Source organism: Mesorhizobium kamtschaticum (assembly GCF_056174585.1).
Window position 1 is genome coordinate 3,909,794 of record NZ_CM149691.1, and the last position, 14,706, is coordinate 3,924,499.

The 14,706-nt window shown below is 63.2% G+C and carries 13 protein-coding genes; 8 read left to right on the top strand and 5 right to left on the bottom strand.

The genetic code is table 11. The features are described from left to right. Positions 1–31: 31 nt before the first annotated feature. From AC0V7N_RS19305 to AC0V7N_RS19315, 3 genes are read left to right on the top strand one after another with little or no spacing between them, the layout of a single operon-like run. A complete protein-coding gene (locus AC0V7N_RS19305) occupies positions 32–910 on the top strand; it encodes an ABC transporter permease (protein WP_475450057.1) in 879 nt (292 codons plus the stop codon). Next, positions 907–2,061, top strand: coding sequence for an ABC transporter permease (locus AC0V7N_RS19310; protein ID WP_475450058.1), 1,155 nt, complete (start codon positions 907–909; stop codon positions 2,059–2,061). Before AC0V7N_RS19305 ends, AC0V7N_RS19310 begins: the two co-directional genes overlap by 4 nt. Positions 2,062–2,101: 40 nt before the next feature. Further along, on the top strand, positions 2,102–3,073 hold the full coding sequence (locus AC0V7N_RS19315; protein ID WP_475450059.1) for an ABC transporter substrate-binding protein: 972 nt from the start codon (positions 2,102–2,104) through the stop codon (positions 3,071–3,073). A gap of 132 nt (positions 3,074–3,205) precedes the next feature. On the opposite strand, the gene AC0V7N_RS19320 is transcribed toward AC0V7N_RS19315, so the two are convergent. Continuing rightward, a complete protein-coding gene (locus AC0V7N_RS19320; RefSeq protein WP_027045952.1) occupies positions 3,206–3,664 on the bottom strand; it encodes an Lrp/AsnC family transcriptional regulator in 459 nt (152 codons plus the stop codon). 121 nt (positions 3,665–3,785) lie between these two features. Between AC0V7N_RS19320 and AC0V7N_RS19325 the strand changes: the two genes are divergently transcribed. Both AC0V7N_RS19325 and AC0V7N_RS19330 read left to right on the top strand, forming a co-directional pair. Beyond that, positions 3,786–5,069 carry a cystathionine gamma-synthase family protein gene (locus tag AC0V7N_RS19325; protein ID WP_475450060.1) on the top strand — a complete coding sequence of 428 codons (1,284 nt, stop codon included), beginning with the start codon at positions 3,786–3,788 and terminating at the stop codon, positions 5,067–5,069. A 159-nt stretch (positions 5,070–5,228) separates the two neighbouring features. Next, positions 5,229–5,672: a CHRD domain-containing protein gene (locus tag AC0V7N_RS19330; RefSeq protein WP_475450061.1), complete on the top strand. Its 444-nt coding sequence runs from the start codon at positions 5,229–5,231 to the stop codon at positions 5,670–5,672. A gap of 49 nt (positions 5,673–5,721) precedes the next feature. Here the strand turns inward: AC0V7N_RS19330 and AC0V7N_RS19335 are convergent, their stop codons facing one another. From AC0V7N_RS19335 to AC0V7N_RS19345, 3 genes are all read right to left on the bottom strand, one after another. After that, positions 5,722–7,371, bottom strand: coding sequence for a thiamine pyrophosphate-binding protein (locus tag AC0V7N_RS19335; protein ID WP_475450062.1), 1,650 nt, complete (start codon positions 7,369–7,371; stop codon positions 5,722–5,724). Next, positions 7,368–8,543: a CaiB/BaiF CoA transferase family protein gene (locus AC0V7N_RS19340; protein WP_475450063.1), complete on the bottom strand. Its 1,176-nt coding sequence runs from the start codon at positions 8,541–8,543 to the stop codon at positions 7,368–7,370. The genes AC0V7N_RS19335 and AC0V7N_RS19340 overlap by 4 nt, the downstream gene beginning before the upstream one ends. A gap of 104 nt (positions 8,544–8,647) precedes the next feature. Beyond that, positions 8,648–9,577 carry an alpha/beta fold hydrolase gene (locus AC0V7N_RS19345; protein WP_475450064.1) on the bottom strand — a complete coding sequence of 310 codons (930 nt, stop codon included), beginning with the start codon at positions 9,575–9,577 and terminating at the stop codon, positions 8,648–8,650. A 185-nt stretch (positions 9,578–9,762) separates the two neighbouring features. Between AC0V7N_RS19345 and AC0V7N_RS19350 the strand changes: the two genes are divergently transcribed. Continuing rightward, positions 9,763–10,770, top strand: coding sequence for a ribonuclease T2 family protein (locus AC0V7N_RS19350; protein WP_475450065.1), 1,008 nt, complete (start codon positions 9,763–9,765; stop codon positions 10,768–10,770). A gap of 81 nt (positions 10,771–10,851) precedes the next feature. Next, positions 10,852–11,463: a hypothetical protein gene (locus tag AC0V7N_RS19355; RefSeq protein WP_475450066.1), complete on the top strand. Its 612-nt coding sequence runs from the start codon at positions 10,852–10,854 to the stop codon at positions 11,461–11,463. A gap of 9 nt (positions 11,464–11,472) precedes the next feature. Here AC0V7N_RS19355 and AC0V7N_RS19360 read toward each other — a convergent pair whose 3' ends face one another. Beyond that, entirely contained in the window at positions 11,473–12,759 is a 1,287-nt protein-coding gene (locus AC0V7N_RS19360; RefSeq protein ID WP_475460401.1) for a GGDEF domain-containing protein, read from the bottom strand. Between the two features lie 257 nt (positions 12,760–13,016). Between AC0V7N_RS19360 and ettA the strand changes: the two genes are divergently transcribed. Further along, a complete protein-coding gene (ettA, locus tag AC0V7N_RS19365; protein ID WP_475450067.1) occupies positions 13,017–14,666 on the top strand; it encodes an energy-dependent translational throttle protein EttA in 1,650 nt (549 codons plus the stop codon). Positions 14,667–14,706 lie beyond the last annotated feature (40 nt).

Consider the following 14,706-nt stretch of genomic DNA (forward strand, 5'->3'; position numbering starts at 1 on the left):
TCTGCAGTTGCGGTTGGGAAGGGCCCGCTAGATGGACTCCTTCCGCGACAAGCTCGTCCCCGTAACCTCCATCCTCGCTGGCGTCGTCATCCTCTGGTACGTCTTCGCCGTCATCCTCAACGCGCCGTTCCAGCGCGACCTCGACCGCCGTGCCAATGAGACCTCCACGTTCAGCGAGCTCATCGGCAAGACGCTGTCGCAGCCGAAGCCGACGCTGCCGGCGCCGCATCAGGTGGCGGTGAACTTCTTCGAGAACACGTTCCTGCGGCCTATCACCTCGAACCGCAGCCTCGTCTACAATGCCTGGGTGACGCTGTCGTCGACACTGCTCGGCTTTGCCTTCGGCACCGCGCTCGGCATCATCATTGCGGTGGGGATCGTGCATGTGGCGACGCTCGACCGCAGCCTGATGCCGTGGATCATCGCCTCGCAGACCATTCCGATCCTGGCGGTGGCGCCGATGATCATTGTGGTTTTGGCAGCGGTCGGCATTACCGGCCTGATCCCCAAGGCGATGATCTCGACCTATCTGTCGTTCTTCCCGGTGACGGTCGGCATGGTGAAGGGGCTGCGCTCGCCCGAAATCATGCATCTCGACCTGATGCACACCTACAATGCCAGCCCCTCGCAGACCTTCTGGAAGCTGCGCGTGCCGGCCTCGGTGCCGTTCCTGTTCACCTCGATGAAGGTGGCGGTGGCGGCAAGCCTGGTCGGCGCCATCGTTGGCGAACTGCCGACCGGTGCCGTCGCCGGCATCGGCGCCAAGCTGCTCGCCGGCGCCTATTACAGCCAGTCCATCGACATCTGGTCGGCGCTCGTCGCCGGCTCGATCGTGGCGGCACTTCTGGTCATGGTGGTCGGCAGTGCCGGGCGCATCGTCGACCGCGCCATGGGCGGGAGGCCGGCATGAACTGGCTGAAACCTTCCTGGCAAGCGGTGCTGGCTATCGTGCTGTGCCTGATCGCGGTCGCGCTCGGCGCGATCGCCGCGCCAAAAGTGGATCCGCTGGCCCAGCCAGCAGGGACGTTGATCTATCCCTATGCGGCGACAAGCTGGCTGATCTTCGGCGCGCTGCTTCTCGCTGCTTTGATCTCCATGGCCAGAATACCGTCCATCGTCGAAGCAGTCGTGCTTTTCATCGGCGCTCATCTCGTCGCCTGGCTGTTGATCGGTGGCATCGCTGGCTTCGAAGGTCAGGCACGGGCACCGTATTTCCTGCTGCTCACGGCTGCCTGGCTGCTTGGCTGGCGTTGCGTTGCGGTGCTGTCGGGACTTCGCCCGATGGCGAACTGGGAACGGACCGCCCTTCGGCTCATCATCCCCGCCATCTTCGGCGCCTGGATCCTGATCATCTGGGAAGCGGTGACGCGCGGCGCCGGCATCCCCTTCATCCTGCTGCCGCCGCCGAGCGCCATCGGTGCGCGCATCGCCGGTTCGCTGCCGGTGCTCGGCGCCGATGTGCGGCAGACCATCTTCAAGGCGGTGATCTTCGGCTATGTCGTCGGCAGCGGCGCCGGCTTCATCACCGCGATCCTGGCCGATCGCGTGCCGTTCCTGCGGCGCGGGCTTTTGCCGATCGGCAACATGGTCTCGGCACTGCCGATCATCGGCGTGGCGCCGATCATGGTGATGTGGTTCGGCTTCGACTGGCAGTCCAAGGCGGCTGTCGTCATCATCATGACCTTCTTTCCGATGCTGGTGAACACGGTCGCTGGGCTGTCCGCGTCAGGCCATATGGAGCGCGACCTGATGCGCACCTATGCGTCGGGCTATTGGCAGACGCTGCTGAAGCTCAGGCTGCCGGCGGCGGCGCCCTTTATCTTCAACGCGCTGAAGATCAACTCGACGCTGGCGCTGATCGGCGCCATCGTCGCCGAGTTCTTCGGCACGCCCGTCGTCGGCATGGGCTTCCGCATCTCGACCGAGGTCGGGCGGATGAACATCGACATGGTCTGGGCCGAAATCGCAGTTGCAGCACTTGCGGGTTCGGTCTTTTATGGCGTGGTCGCTCTTGTCGAAAGGGCCGTCACGTTTTGGCATCCCTCTGTCCGTGGTGGATAGGGGCGGTGGGTTAAGGGCACTAACTTCAGAGGGTAGAAAAATGAAAAGACTGATTATTCCCGTTCTGGCCGGCGCGATGTCGCTGGCCGCCTTCCAGGCCATGGCCGCCGACAAGGTGACGTTGCAGCTGAAATGGGTCACGCAGGCCCAGTTTGCCGGCTACTATGTCGCCAAGGCCAAGGGTTTCTATGAGGCCGAAGGCCTCGACGTCGACATCAAGCCGGGCGGCCCCGATATCGCGCCGGAGCAGGTGATCGCCGGTGGCGGCGCCGACGTCATCGTCGACTGGATGGGCGGTGCGCTGGCCGCGCGCGAAAAGGGCGTGCCGCTGGTCAACATCGCCCAGCCGTTCAAGAAGGCCGGCATGGAACTGGTCTGCCCGAAGGACGGCCCGATCAAGACCGAAGCCGACTTCAAGGGCCATACGCTCGGCGTCTGGTTCTTCGGCAACGAATATCCGTTCTACGCCTGGATGAACAAGCTTGGCCTGAAGACCGATGGCGGCGCGGACGGCGTAACCGTCTTGAAGCAGAGCTTCGACGTGCAGCCGCTGATCCAGAAGCAGGCGGATTGCATCTCGGTCATGACCTACAACGAGTACTGGCAACTGATCGACGCCGGTTACAAGCCGGAACAGCTCACCGTGTTCAACTACTCGGCGATGGGCAACGACCTGCTCGAGGACGGCCTCTATGCCTCGGAAGACAAGCTCAAGGATCCGGCCTTCGAGGACAAGATGGTGCGTTTCGTGCGCGCTTCGATGAAGGGCTGGAAATACGCCATCGACAACAATGACGAAGCCGCGGGCATCGTCATGGATGGCGGCGGCCAGGACGAGAATCACCAGAAGCGGATGATGAGCGAAGTCGCCAAGCTGATCGACAATGCCGACGGCAAGCTCGACCCGGCGACCTACGAGCGCACCGCCAAGGCGCTGCTCGACCAGAAGATCATCACCAAGGAGCCGACCGGCGCCTACACCACCGCCATCACCGACAAGGCGGTCAAGTAAGCTCAGTCCGCAATTATCGTCTCGAAGGCGGCGCCTTTGGATAGAGCGGTTCGGTAGAACCGCTCTATCTTTTGTTTGATGCGTGTCGTTATCCCAAAACCGCTGTACACTTTTGGGCGACATGCATTGGTGTCAGAGGCGCCGTTCCTTTATGGTGTTCATGACGAAGCTGGTCTCAATCGAGGCGACGCATTTCAGCCGTGCGATCTTCTCCTTGATGAAGCGCTCGTATTGTTCCAGGCTGCCCGTCACCACCTTCAGCACATAGTCGCGCGAACCGGTGACCAGGTGGCACTCCAGCACCTCTTCCCAGCCGCGGATCGCGTCCTCGAACATGACGATCTCGTCCTCGTTCTGCCGGCTGAGGCGGATGGTGGCGATGGCGACCATGCTCCAGCCGAAGGCGGCGGGATCGACCAGCGTGGTGTAGCCTCTGATGACGCCGGTCTCCTCCAGCCGCCGCACCCGCCTGAGGCACGGCGACGGCGACAGGCCGATGCGCTCGGCGAGTTCGTTGTTGGTGATGCGGGCGTCCGCCCGCAGTTCGCGCAATATCTTGAGGTCAAAATCGTCGGCTATCTTCTGCTGCACTTTTGTCCTCTCCAGGCAATTCATTGCCAGGATGCAGCCATGCGAGCCCGAAAATAGCAAGGACTGTGGGGTGGAGATCGCATAAATTGCGGCGCGATATCCCTCGAACGCAGGAAAAGCCATGACCGCGCCACGCCCGTCGAAAACCCATATCGGCAACCACAAGCTCCATCCAGAGACGCTGATGCTGAGCTATGGCTTCGATCCGCAGCTTTCGGAAGGCGCGGTCAAGCCGCCGGTGTTCCTGACCTCGACCTTCGTGTTCAAATCGGCGGAAGAGGGACGCGACTTCTTCGACTACACGTCGGGCCGCAAGGAGCCGCCGAGCGGCACGGCGTCCGGCCTGGTCTATTCGCGCTTCAACCATCCCAACAGCGAGATCGTCGAGGATCGGCTGGCTATCTATGAGGGGACGGATGCCTGCATCCTGTTTTCATCGGGTATGTCGGCGATCGCCACGACACTGCTTGCCTATGCCCGCCCGGGGGACGTCATCCTGCACTCGCAGCCGCTCTATGGCGGCACCGAGACGCTGCTGACGCGCACGCTGTCCGGCTTCGGCATCGGCGCTGTCGGCTTCGCCGATGGCGTCGACGAAAAGGCGGTGCGGGCGGCCGCCGATGCGGCGGTTGCGAAGGGGCGTGTTTCGGTCATCCTGATCGAGACGCCATCCAACCCGACCAACAGCCTGGTCGACATCGCGCTGATGCGGACGATCGCCGACGAGATCGGCGCCAGCCAAGGTTCGACGCCGATCATCGTCTGCGACAACACGCTGCTCGGCCCGGTGTTCCAGCGGCCGATCGAGCATGGCGCCGATGTCTCCGTCTATTCGTTGACCAAATATGTCGGCGGCCATTCCGACCTGATCGCGGGCGCCGCCATGGGCAGCAAGGCGGTTACCAAGCCGATCAAGGCGCTGCGTGGCGCGATCGGCACGCAGCTCGACCCGCATTCCTGCTGGATGCTCGGCCGCTCGCTGGAGACGCTGTCGATCCGCATGGAGCGGGCCAACGACAATGCGCGCCTCGTCGCCGAATTCCTGCGCGACCACGCCAAGGTCGAGAAGGTGAATTATCTGCCGTTCCTGGGCGAGGAGACGCCGGCGGGGCGCGCTTACATCAGGCAATGCAGCGGTGCCGGCTCGACCTTCTCCTTCGACATCAGGGGCGGAGAGAAGGCGGCTTTCGCCTTTCTCAACGCCCTGCAGATATTCAAGCTAGCGGTAAGCCTCGGCGGCACGGAATCGCTTGCCAGCCACCCGGCGGCGATGACCCACTCGGGCATTCCCTTCGACGTGCGCCAGCGCATCGGCGTGCTGGAGACGACGGTCAGGCTATCGATCGGTGTCGAGCATCCGGACGACCTGATCGCCGACCTGACGCAGGCGCTGGCGGCGGTCTGACGGCTCCTTCTGGAAGCTGGAAGGGGCGGGCGATCGCCCTTTTTTGATGCTTCCAGTCACAAAAACGTGTGCGGGGATACATTGCGCTGTCCAGCCATTGCGTTGAAGCATGCGCGCGTTGGGGGCCGCGACCCATGCGACAGCCACTGGAGGTTCTTCATGCGCACACAATCCTTTCTACCGGTGCTTTCGGCACTGGCCATTTCGACCGCTTTCCTGCTCGCATCCCCGGCCATGGCCGAGGTAGTGAAATACAAGGCGACGCTCGATGGCAGCCAGCAGAGCCCGCCCGTCACAACCAAGGGCAAAGGCACCGCCACATTCACCTTCGACACAACCAAGAAGAAGCTCAGCTGGGACGTCAAATATTCCGGCCTCAGCGGACCGGCAACGGCGGCGCACATTCACGGCCCGGCGGCGATGGGGGCGAACGCCGGCCCCGTCATCCCGTTCAAAGGTAAGCTCAAGAGCCCGATCAAGGGGTCGGCGACGCTGACGGACGCGCAAGCCGCCGACCTGGCGGCCGGCAACTACTACGTCAACGTCCACACCGCCGCCAACAAGGACGGCGAGATCCGCGGCCAGATCGAAGCGGCGAAGTAGCGTAAAGCGCTGCGACAAAAGGGGCGGGCGACCGCCCCTTTTGGTTGGATCACGCCTTGTCTCGGATCTGTGTCATCGTGCGGGTTGGCGTGATCGCTTCGGGATCGAGCCTGATTTCGACGATGGCCGGCTTGCCGCTGGCGCGGGCACGCTCGAAGGCCGGCGCGAAGTCGGCTGTTTTTTCGACCGTTTCGCCATGGCCGCCATAGGCGCGGGCCAGCGACGCGAAGTCGGGATTCCTGAGATCGGTGGCGACGACACGACCGGGATATTCGCGTTCCTGGTGCATGCGGATTGTGCCGTAGATGCCGTTGTTGACGACGATGACGATGATCGGCAGGTCATACTGTACTGCGGTGGCGAACTCCTGACCGTTCATCAGGAAGCAGCCGTCGCCGGCAAAGGCAATCACGGTGCGATCCGGATAAAGCGCCTTGGCGGCGACCGCCGCCGGCGTGCCGTAGCCCATCGAGCCGGAGGTCGGCGCTGCCTGCGTGGCAAAGCGGCGGGAGCGGTGGAAGCGATGCACCCAGGTGGCGTAGTTGCCGGCGCCGTTGGTGAGGATGGCGTCGTCGGGCAGCACCTTTTCCAGATAGTTCATGATCGGCCCCATATGGACCGGGCCGGGACCAGTCTCCGGCGGTGTCGACCAGTCGAGATAGGCGGCGTGCAGTTTGGCCGTTTCGTCCGCCCAACCCGGCGCGGAGCCAGGCTTGCGCTTGGCAAAGGCTTCGACAAAGGCGGAAGGCGAGGCGTTGATCGCCAACGCCGGCCGGTAGACGCGGCCGAGCTCGCCGGCGTCGGCATGGACATGGACCAGCGTCTGGTCGGGATAGGGGCTTTTCAGCAGCGTGTAGTCCGAGGAAGGCATCTCGCCCATGCGGCCGCCTATGAGCAGAACGAGGTCGGCCTGCTTGATGGCGGTGGCCAGTTTCGGATTGATGCCGATGCCGACATCGCCGGCGTAGTTCGCATGAAGATGGTCGAACAGCATCTGGCGGCGGAAGGAACAGCCAACCGGCAGCGACCACGCCTCGGCGATCGCGCGCATCCGTGCAACCGCCGCGGCATCCCAGCGCGTGCCGCCGAGAATGACGAAGGGCCTGACGGACTTGGCCAGCAACGTTTCCAGCGCATCGAGTTCGGCTTCGCCCGGCCGGGTTTCGACTGATGTGTGCGGCAAGGCGGCGGGTGCCTCGACCACGCTGGTCAGCATGTCTTCCGGCAGCGAGATGACGACCGGGCCGGGACGGCCCGATGTCGCCACCGCGAAGGCGCGGGTGACGAATTCCGGGATGCGCGCGGCGTCGTCGATCTCGACCACCCATTTGGCGATGTCGCCAAAGAATCTCTTGTAGTCCACTTCCTGGAAGGCCTCGCGCTCCTTGGCGTGGCTGGCGACCTGGCCGATGAACAGGATGACGGGTATCGAGTCCTGCATGGCGATGTGGATGCCCGCCGACGCGTTGGTGGCGCCGGGGCCGCGGGTGACGAAGCAGATGCCGGGCTTGCCGGTCAGCCGACCCTGGCAGTCCGCCATCATCGCCGCACCGCCTTCCTGGCGGCAGACGATGGTGCGGATTTTGGAATCGTGCAGCGCATCGAGCACCGCGAGGTAGGATTCGCCGGGCACGCAAAAGATGCGGTCGGTGCCGTTGGCTTCGAGCGCGTCGACGATCAGTTGTCCACCGGTCTTCATTTCGCTGATCTCTCCAGTTCGGCAAGGATTTCGTCAGTGTGCTCGCCCAGGCGCGGCGAGGGGCGCTCATAGACGAGCGGTGTTTCAGACATCACCATCGGCGCGCGCACCGAGGGCAAAAGATTGCCGTGACCATCGTCGAGGTCGAGCCGCATGCCGCGCGCGATCGTCTGCGGGTCGGCGAACATCTGGCCGATCGTGTTGATCGGGCTCGCCGGCACGCTTGCCGCTTCCAGCTTTGCCAGCAGCGGATCACGATCAAAGGTCTTCAGCGCCCCGATCATATGCTCGCGCAGCTTGACCCGGTTGGCGACCCGGGCCGGATTGGTGGCAAAGTCGGGATTGGTCGACAGCTCATCCAGCCCGACGGCAGCGCAGAATTTGGCGAACTGGCCGTCATTGCCGACCGCCAGGATGATGTGGCCGTCGCGGACCGGCACCACCTCGTAAGGGGCGATGTTCATATGCGCATTGCCCATCTGCACCGGCGACTTGCCGGAGACGAGATAGTTGAGGTTCTGGTTGCCGAGCGCCGAGATCTGGGTGTCGAACAGCGCCATGTCGATATGCTGGCCTTCGCCGGTCTGGTCGGCATGGCGCAACGCGGCCTGGATGGCGATGACGGAATAGAGCCCGGTGAAGATGTCCGAGATGGCGACGCCGGCCTTTTGCGGTTCACGGCCGACTTCGCCGGTGATCGACATCATGCCGGCCATGGCCTGGATGATGAAGTCGTAGCCGGCGCGTGGCGCGTAAGGTCCGTCCTGGCCGAAACCGGTGATCGAGCAGTAGACAAGACGCGGGTTGATCTTGCGCAGGCTGTCATAGTCGAGCCCGTATTTTTTCAAACCGCCGAGCTTGAAATTCTCGATCAGCACGTCCGACGTCGCGACCAGCCGGCGGATGGTCTCGGCGCCCTCGGGCGTCGAGAAGTCGATGGCGATGGAGCGTTTGCCGCGGTTGCAGGAATGGTAGTAGGCGGCCGACAGGTTCTCGCCGTCATGGCTCATGACGAAGGGGGGGCCCCATTTGCGGGTGTCGTCGCCGCCATCTGGGCTTTCGACCTTGATGACATCGGCGCCGAGATCGGCAAGCAATTGCCCGGCCCAGGGCCCGGCCAGGATGCGGGCGAGTTCGACGACGCGGACGCCTTTCAGGGGAGGTTCGGCCATAAATCACCAGAATTGGTCGGAACCGCAGCCTCTATCAACACCTTGTGCCGCTGTCACGGCCCTTGCGATGGGCCAAAGGGCCGGTTTGCGATGGATAGGCGTCGTTATTTCAGCACACCGTCGGCCCAGGCGGCGAAATCGTCCATGATGATGTCGCGGTTCACCTCGTTCAGGCTTTCGTGGCGGGTATCGGCGTAAACCTTTGAAACCAGATTCGAAAAGCCCATCTTGCGCATGCGGTCGGCGAGGTGGGTGATGCCCTTGCCACAGTCCGAGGCAGGGTCCTTTTCACCGCCGACGATGGCGACGGGAACGTCACGCCGGACGCCGGCAAAGCCGGCATCCTTGCCGCCGTTCAGCGCCATCGAGACCACGTCGCGCCACATCGAGATAGAAGCATCCCAGCCGCACAGCGGGTCGGCGATGTATTTTGCCACCTCGGCCTCGTCGCGCGACAGCCAGTCGAACAGCGTGCGGTGGTTGGGCACCGCCTTGCCCCATGCCTGGAAGGTGAGTTTCGGCAGCAGGCGCGACGGAACGTCGGAGCCCAGCCGCATGCGTTCCCAGGCGAGGACGCCAAGCGCCACCTGCCCAAGCAGGCCTTGCGAAAAATTGCCGTTCCAGATCGCTGCGGCATGGACGCGTGGCGAATGGTCCAGAAGATAGTTTAGCGCCACCGACGCGCCCATCGAATGGCCGAAAAGGATGACCGGCAGATCAGGGCATTCGCTGGCGATGAGATCATGGATGGCGTCGACATCGGCGATCACCTTGGCCGGACCATCCCTGTCGGCGAATCTGCCGAGCGGTGCATCTGATGCCTTGGTCGCGCCGTGACCGCGATGGTCGTGGACATAGACTTGGAAGCCGCGCGCGGAGAGAAAATCGGCAAAGCGGGCATAGCGCGCGGCGTGCTCGGCCAGGCCGTGGTTGATCTGGACGACGGCGCGTGGCTTGCCGTCAGCCTGTCTGACGAAAAGGTTGAGGTCGGCGCCGGTCGGTGAGCGGACCATGCGTTGTTGATTAAAAGGCATGGCCGCCTGGTCTCTCCCTCATTTTATCGTTGTTGGCTTTGTTTGCGCCCGCCCCGGTTTGGCGTCAATCCACAGCAACTGCTTTTGCTCGACGATGTTTCTTGCGTTTGACCAGCAAAATATCGCAATTCTGACATGGAGACAGAGACAGTCTGTCGCCCACTTTGTTCAGCCGGGGATTTCTCATGCGCATTGGTGTCGTTTTCGGATTGGCCATGCTGGCGATGTCGCTGGCCAATGCTGCGCATGCCGAAGTCAAGATGAGCGGCACCTTCGTTGCCGATGCGGCCTGTCCGGCAACGCAGGCTATCAAGAATGGCAAGAACCCCGGCAATGTCTCGACCGATGCCGGACAGAGCTACCAGCTGCTTGCCGGCAACAAGGACGCGCCGACGCATTATCTGATCCTGGTGCCGGGCGCCGATCCGGAGCGGCGCTGGGTGAAGGTCACTTGCGGCCATCTGTCGGGCAGCAGTGCCGCGACGGTGCCGGCGGCACCTGGCGGACAAGGCAAGCCCGCCCCATCGGGAAAACCCGAATATGTCTTCGCGCTAAGCTGGCAGCCGGCTTTTTGCGAGACCAAGTCGAGCAAGGCCGAATGCAGGGCGCAGAGCCCGAGCGAGTTCGACGCCACCAACTTCACCCTGCACGGGCTGTGGCCGCAGCCGAACGGCAATTTCTATTGCCAGGTGGCGGCAAACGACAAGGCCAACGACAATCCGGCCCACTGGAAGGATCTTCCGTCCGTCAATCTGGATGCCGGCACCCGTAAGGAGCTCGACCAGGTGATGCCAGGCACGGCCTCCCAGCTGGAACGGCATGAATGGATCAAGCACGGGACTTGCTACGGCAAGAACCAGCAGGAGTATTTTTCCGACGCGCTCGGCCTGATGCGACAGGTCAACGCCTCGCCGGTGCGCGATCTCTTCGCCAAGAGCATTGGCGGCAAGCTGACGGCGGACCAGATTCGTGGCGCCTTCGACCAGGCTTTCGGCGCTGGGGCAGGGGACCGCGTGCGCGTCTCCTGCGTCATCGATCCTTCGAGCGGCCGGCGGCTGATCGGCGAACTGACGCTCGGCCTTGCCGGCCCGATCGGCCCGAACAGCTCGCTCAAGGACCTGCTGCTGGCCTCGGTGCCGACCAACAAGGCCGGCTGCCCGACAGGCACCGTTGACGCGATCGGGTTCCAGTAAGTGTAGTGGTCCGTTAACGGGCAGTCGTTGCGCCACGGTGCGGTGTTATGGTGGGGCGACATCATTCAACGGGGGATGGCGATGGGGGATGTGACAGGCAGTGCGCTGGCGCGGCTGGCTTTCTGGGCCAAGGGCATGGTTTCGATCAACAATGCCCGGATGGAATGGCCGGGCTTTTCCTATAGCGATGCCGAGTGGGCGCGTATGCGCACGCTGTCCGAGCCGATCGGCGCCGGCACTTATCAGCTGTTCACGATCGTCAACGCGGCCATCTTCATAGCCATCGCCGCGCTCGGCATGTTCGGCGTCTTCCTGCCGCTGGCGACGCTGCTGTTTCCGATACCGGCAGAAACCAGCGCGCTGAAGTTTTCGATGCTGCTCGCCGCCTGCGCCTTCCTCATCATCGGGCTCGGCCTGCCGATCTCGATGCGCCTCTCGGCCATGCTGGTGGGCGGCAAGACTTTGCGCGCGGCGCTGGTGCCCGCTGCCGGCGATGAGGCGCTGGCGTCAAAAGTGTCCTGGCAGATCAACCGCATCATGCTGATCATGTGCGGCCTGCTGGTGCCGGGCATTCTTTTGTTCATTGCCTATGACATCCAGGCCGGGCCGATCATCACCGCTTTGAAATGGCTGGCGATCGTGCTGATGGCGGTGTCAACGTTTACAGGCATCGCGCGGCAGAGAAAGTCGTAGTCGACAGAACTAGATCTGCGCCGACTTGGTCCAGGCAATGGCGGTGTCGGGCTCGTGGCCGCCCGGCTCGCCGACAACGCGGTCGCGTCCGGTCGACTTCGCCTTGTAGAGGCGCTGGTCGGCAAGCGCGAACAGGTCGGCAAGGCAGCGCGTCGTTTCGCCGACGGTTGAAACACCGGCGCTGACGGTCAGCTCGAAGCGGCTGGTGACGGTCGATGCCTTGACCGCGTAGCGGATGCTTTCGCCAAACAGCCTGGCTACCGGATGCGGACGCGAACTCAAGATGGCGAATTCCTCGCCGCCGATCCGGAACACCTGGTCCTCGGCGCTCGCCACTTCGCGAAGCAGGCTTGCGACCGCCTTCAGCACCTTGTCGCCCTCGGCATGGCCGAAGCGGTCGTTGATCGACTTGAAATGGTCGACATCGATGATCAGCAGGCTGAGGGGCCTCGCCGTTCGCAGGCTGACCTCTACGGCTGCCTCACCGTCGGCGTCGAAGCGGCCGCGATGCAGCAGGCCGGTCAGGCCGTCGCGGCCGACATGTTCGACCAGCGCTTCATAGCGCTCGCGATAGGTCAGAGTTTCGAAGATGTCGGTCAGCCCACGCGGCAGCGGAATGTCGCGGGCTTCGAACCATCTGAGGTAGGCGACAAGCATGGCGCTGAAGATCAGCGCCGCCGCCATCTTGGCGAACCAGCCGCCGAAGAAGACGGCGATCGGCGCGCCGGCGACGAAATGCAGCGCGGTGAAGAAGCCCGCCTGGTCGAAGGTGAGCACGCAGGCGACGCAAATCAGGATGCGCGCGAACTGCGCCTGGCGCAGATACCGCCCAAGCCTTTCATAGAGCAGGATGATCAGTATGGCGTCGATGAACAGCAGCGTCGTGCCCCACACCATCAGCCAGCCCATCTCGTCGATGAAGCCGATGTCGGGAAGCTTGCCGTCGGGCAGCGGTGCGATGACGTGCAGGCGCAAGAGCAGCACCAGGCCGATCATCAGCGCATTGCCGAGCAGCAAACCATAGATCGGCTGGCGCACGGTGGCGGCGTCCTCCTTGATGTAGAGCAGGAGCAACATCACCAGCTTGCCCGAAAACAGCACAGCCGAGCCCGGCGAGACCAAGCCGAACGGCAGCGCGACGTAAAAGACGCTGGCGAGATAGGTTTCCAGGAAATGCATGACGCCGAGCGCGCAGACGAAGACGCCGAGGCCAATGCGCCTCCTGGAGCGGAAAAGCGTCACCATGACACTGAAGTAGACGACCGCTTCGGCAAGGAGCAGGAAACTGTTCAGCACTGCCGTCGATCCGATCTCTCGCTCGAAATCGCGATAATCCAGCGATTCCACCCTGATCCTGTTTTGACGCGGAAGGGTTAACCGGAGATTTCAGCGGCCCCTTGACCGGTGGAAAAACGTCGCCGTTCGGCGAACACTTCCCCGTGTGCCCGAACTGAGGCGGCAAAAGCGATTGCCGTTCGGCCCAGCATCGCCTACATAGCGGCCAACCTCCATTCAATCCGACAAATCCAGTCATTTTTCAGGGAAAAGCGCGCGTGGCACGCCAGTTCATCTATCACATGGCCGGCCTCAACAAGGCCTATGGCACCAAGAAGGTGCTCGAGAACGTTCATCTGTCCTTCTATCCCGATGCCAAGATCGGCATTCTCGGCCCCAACGGCTCGGGCAAGTCGACGATTCTCAAGATCATGGCCGGCCTCGACAAGGAGTGGAGCGGCGAGGCGTGGCTCGCCGAAGGCGCTACCGTCGGCTATCTGGCGCAGGAGCCGGCGCTCGACGCGAGCAAGACGGTGTTCGAGAACATCATGGAAGGCGTCGCCGCCAAGACCGCCATCATCGAACGCTACAACGAATTGATGATGAACTATTCCGACGAGACGGCCGACGAGTCGGCCAAGCTCCAGGACGAGATGGACCGGCTGAACCTGTGGGATCTCGAACAGCAGGTCGAGATGGCGATGGAAGCCTTGGGCTGCCCGCCCAAGGATTCGGAAGTCACCAAGCTTTCGGGCGGTGAGCGCCGCCGTGTCGCGCTCTGCCAGCTTCTGCTGCGCCAGCCCGACCTCCTGCTGCTCGACGAACCGACCAACCATCTCGACGCCGAAACCACGGCGTGGCTGGAAAAGCATCTGCGCGCCTATCCGGGCGCCGTGATGATCATCACCCACGATCGCTACTTCCTCGACAATGTCACCGGCTGGATCCTCGAACTCGATCGCGGCCGCGGCATTCCCTATGAGGGCAACTACACCAAATATCTCGAGGCCAAGGCCAAGCGCCTCAAGCAGGAAGGCCGCGAGGACGACGCCCGCCAGCGTGCCATCGGCCGCGAGCGCGAGTGGATCCAGTCGAGCCCGAAGGCCCGCCAGACCAAGTCCAAGGCGCGTATCCAGGCGTTCCAGGATCTGCTCGACGCCGCCGACAAGCGGCGCCCGAGCGACACGCAGATCGTCATTCCGCACGGTGAGCGGCTCGGCAATGTGGTGATCGAGGTCGACGGCCTGTCCAAGGGCTTCGGCGACACGCTGCTGATCGACGGCCTGGTATTCAAGCTGCCGCCGGGCGGCATTGTCGGCGTCATCGGCCCGAACGGCGCCGGCAAGACGACGCTGTTTCGCATGATCACCGGCCAGGAAAAGCCCGATGCCGGCACCGTCCGCGTGGGCGAAACCGTCAAGCTCGGCTATGTCGACCAGAGCCGCGATGCGCTCGATCCGTCAAAGACCGTGTGGGAAGAAATTTCGGGCGGCGCCGAAGTGGTCAAGCTCGGCAAGTTCGAGGCCAACACGCGCGCCTATTGCGCGTCGTTCAACTTCCGTGGCGGCGACCAGCAGCAGAAGGTCGGCAATCTCTCCGGCGGTCAGCGCAACCGCGTGCACCTGGCCAAGATGCTGAAGACCGGCGGCAATGTGCTGCTGCTCGACGAACCGACCAACGATCTCGACACGGAAACGCTGGCCGCACTTGAAGACGCGCTGGAAAACTTCGGCGGCTGCGCCGTGATCATCTCGCACGATCGTATGTTCCTCGATCGTCTGGCGACGCACATCCTTGCCTTCGAGGGTGACAGCCATGTCGAATGGTTCGAGGGCAACTTCGAGGACTACGAGCAGGACAAGATCCGCCGGCTCGGGCCCGAAGCCGTCAACCCGCACCGCATGACCTACAAGAGGCTGACGCGGTAAGGGACAAACCGGGGCGGCGAATTCTCAAGACGATATGAGG

Excerpts from the sequence above, each read along its gene's own strand:
- AC0V7N_RS19305 (WP_475450057.1), top strand. The coding sequence starts at position 32 with ATGGACTCCTTCCGCGACAAGCTCGTCCCCGTAACCTCCATCCTCGCT.
- AC0V7N_RS19310 (WP_475450058.1), top strand. The coding sequence starts at position 907 with ATGAACTGGCTGAAACCTTCCTGGCAAGCGGTGCTGGCTATCGTGCTG.
- AC0V7N_RS19315 (WP_475450059.1), top strand. The coding sequence starts at position 2,102 with ATGAAAAGACTGATTATTCCCGTTCTGGCCGGCGCGATGTCGCTGGCC.
- AC0V7N_RS19325 (WP_475450060.1), top strand. The coding sequence starts at position 3,786 with ATGACCGCGCCACGCCCGTCGAAAACCCATATCGGCAACCACAAGCTC.
- AC0V7N_RS19330 (WP_475450061.1), top strand. The coding sequence starts at position 5,229 with ATGCGCACACAATCCTTTCTACCGGTGCTTTCGGCACTGGCCATTTCG.
- AC0V7N_RS19335 (WP_475450062.1), bottom strand. The coding sequence starts at position 7,371 with ATGAAGACCGGTGGACAACTGATCGTCGACGCGCTCGAAGCCAACGGC.
- AC0V7N_RS19340 (WP_475450063.1), bottom strand. The coding sequence starts at position 8,543 with ATGGCCGAACCTCCCCTGAAAGGCGTCCGCGTCGTCGAACTCGCCCGC.
- AC0V7N_RS19345 (WP_475450064.1), bottom strand. The coding sequence starts at position 9,577 with ATGCCTTTTAATCAACAACGCATGGTCCGCTCACCGACCGGCGCCGAC.
- AC0V7N_RS19350 (WP_475450065.1), top strand. The coding sequence starts at position 9,763 with ATGCGCATTGGTGTCGTTTTCGGATTGGCCATGCTGGCGATGTCGCTG.
- AC0V7N_RS19355 (WP_475450066.1), top strand. The coding sequence starts at position 10,852 with ATGGGGGATGTGACAGGCAGTGCGCTGGCGCGGCTGGCTTTCTGGGCC.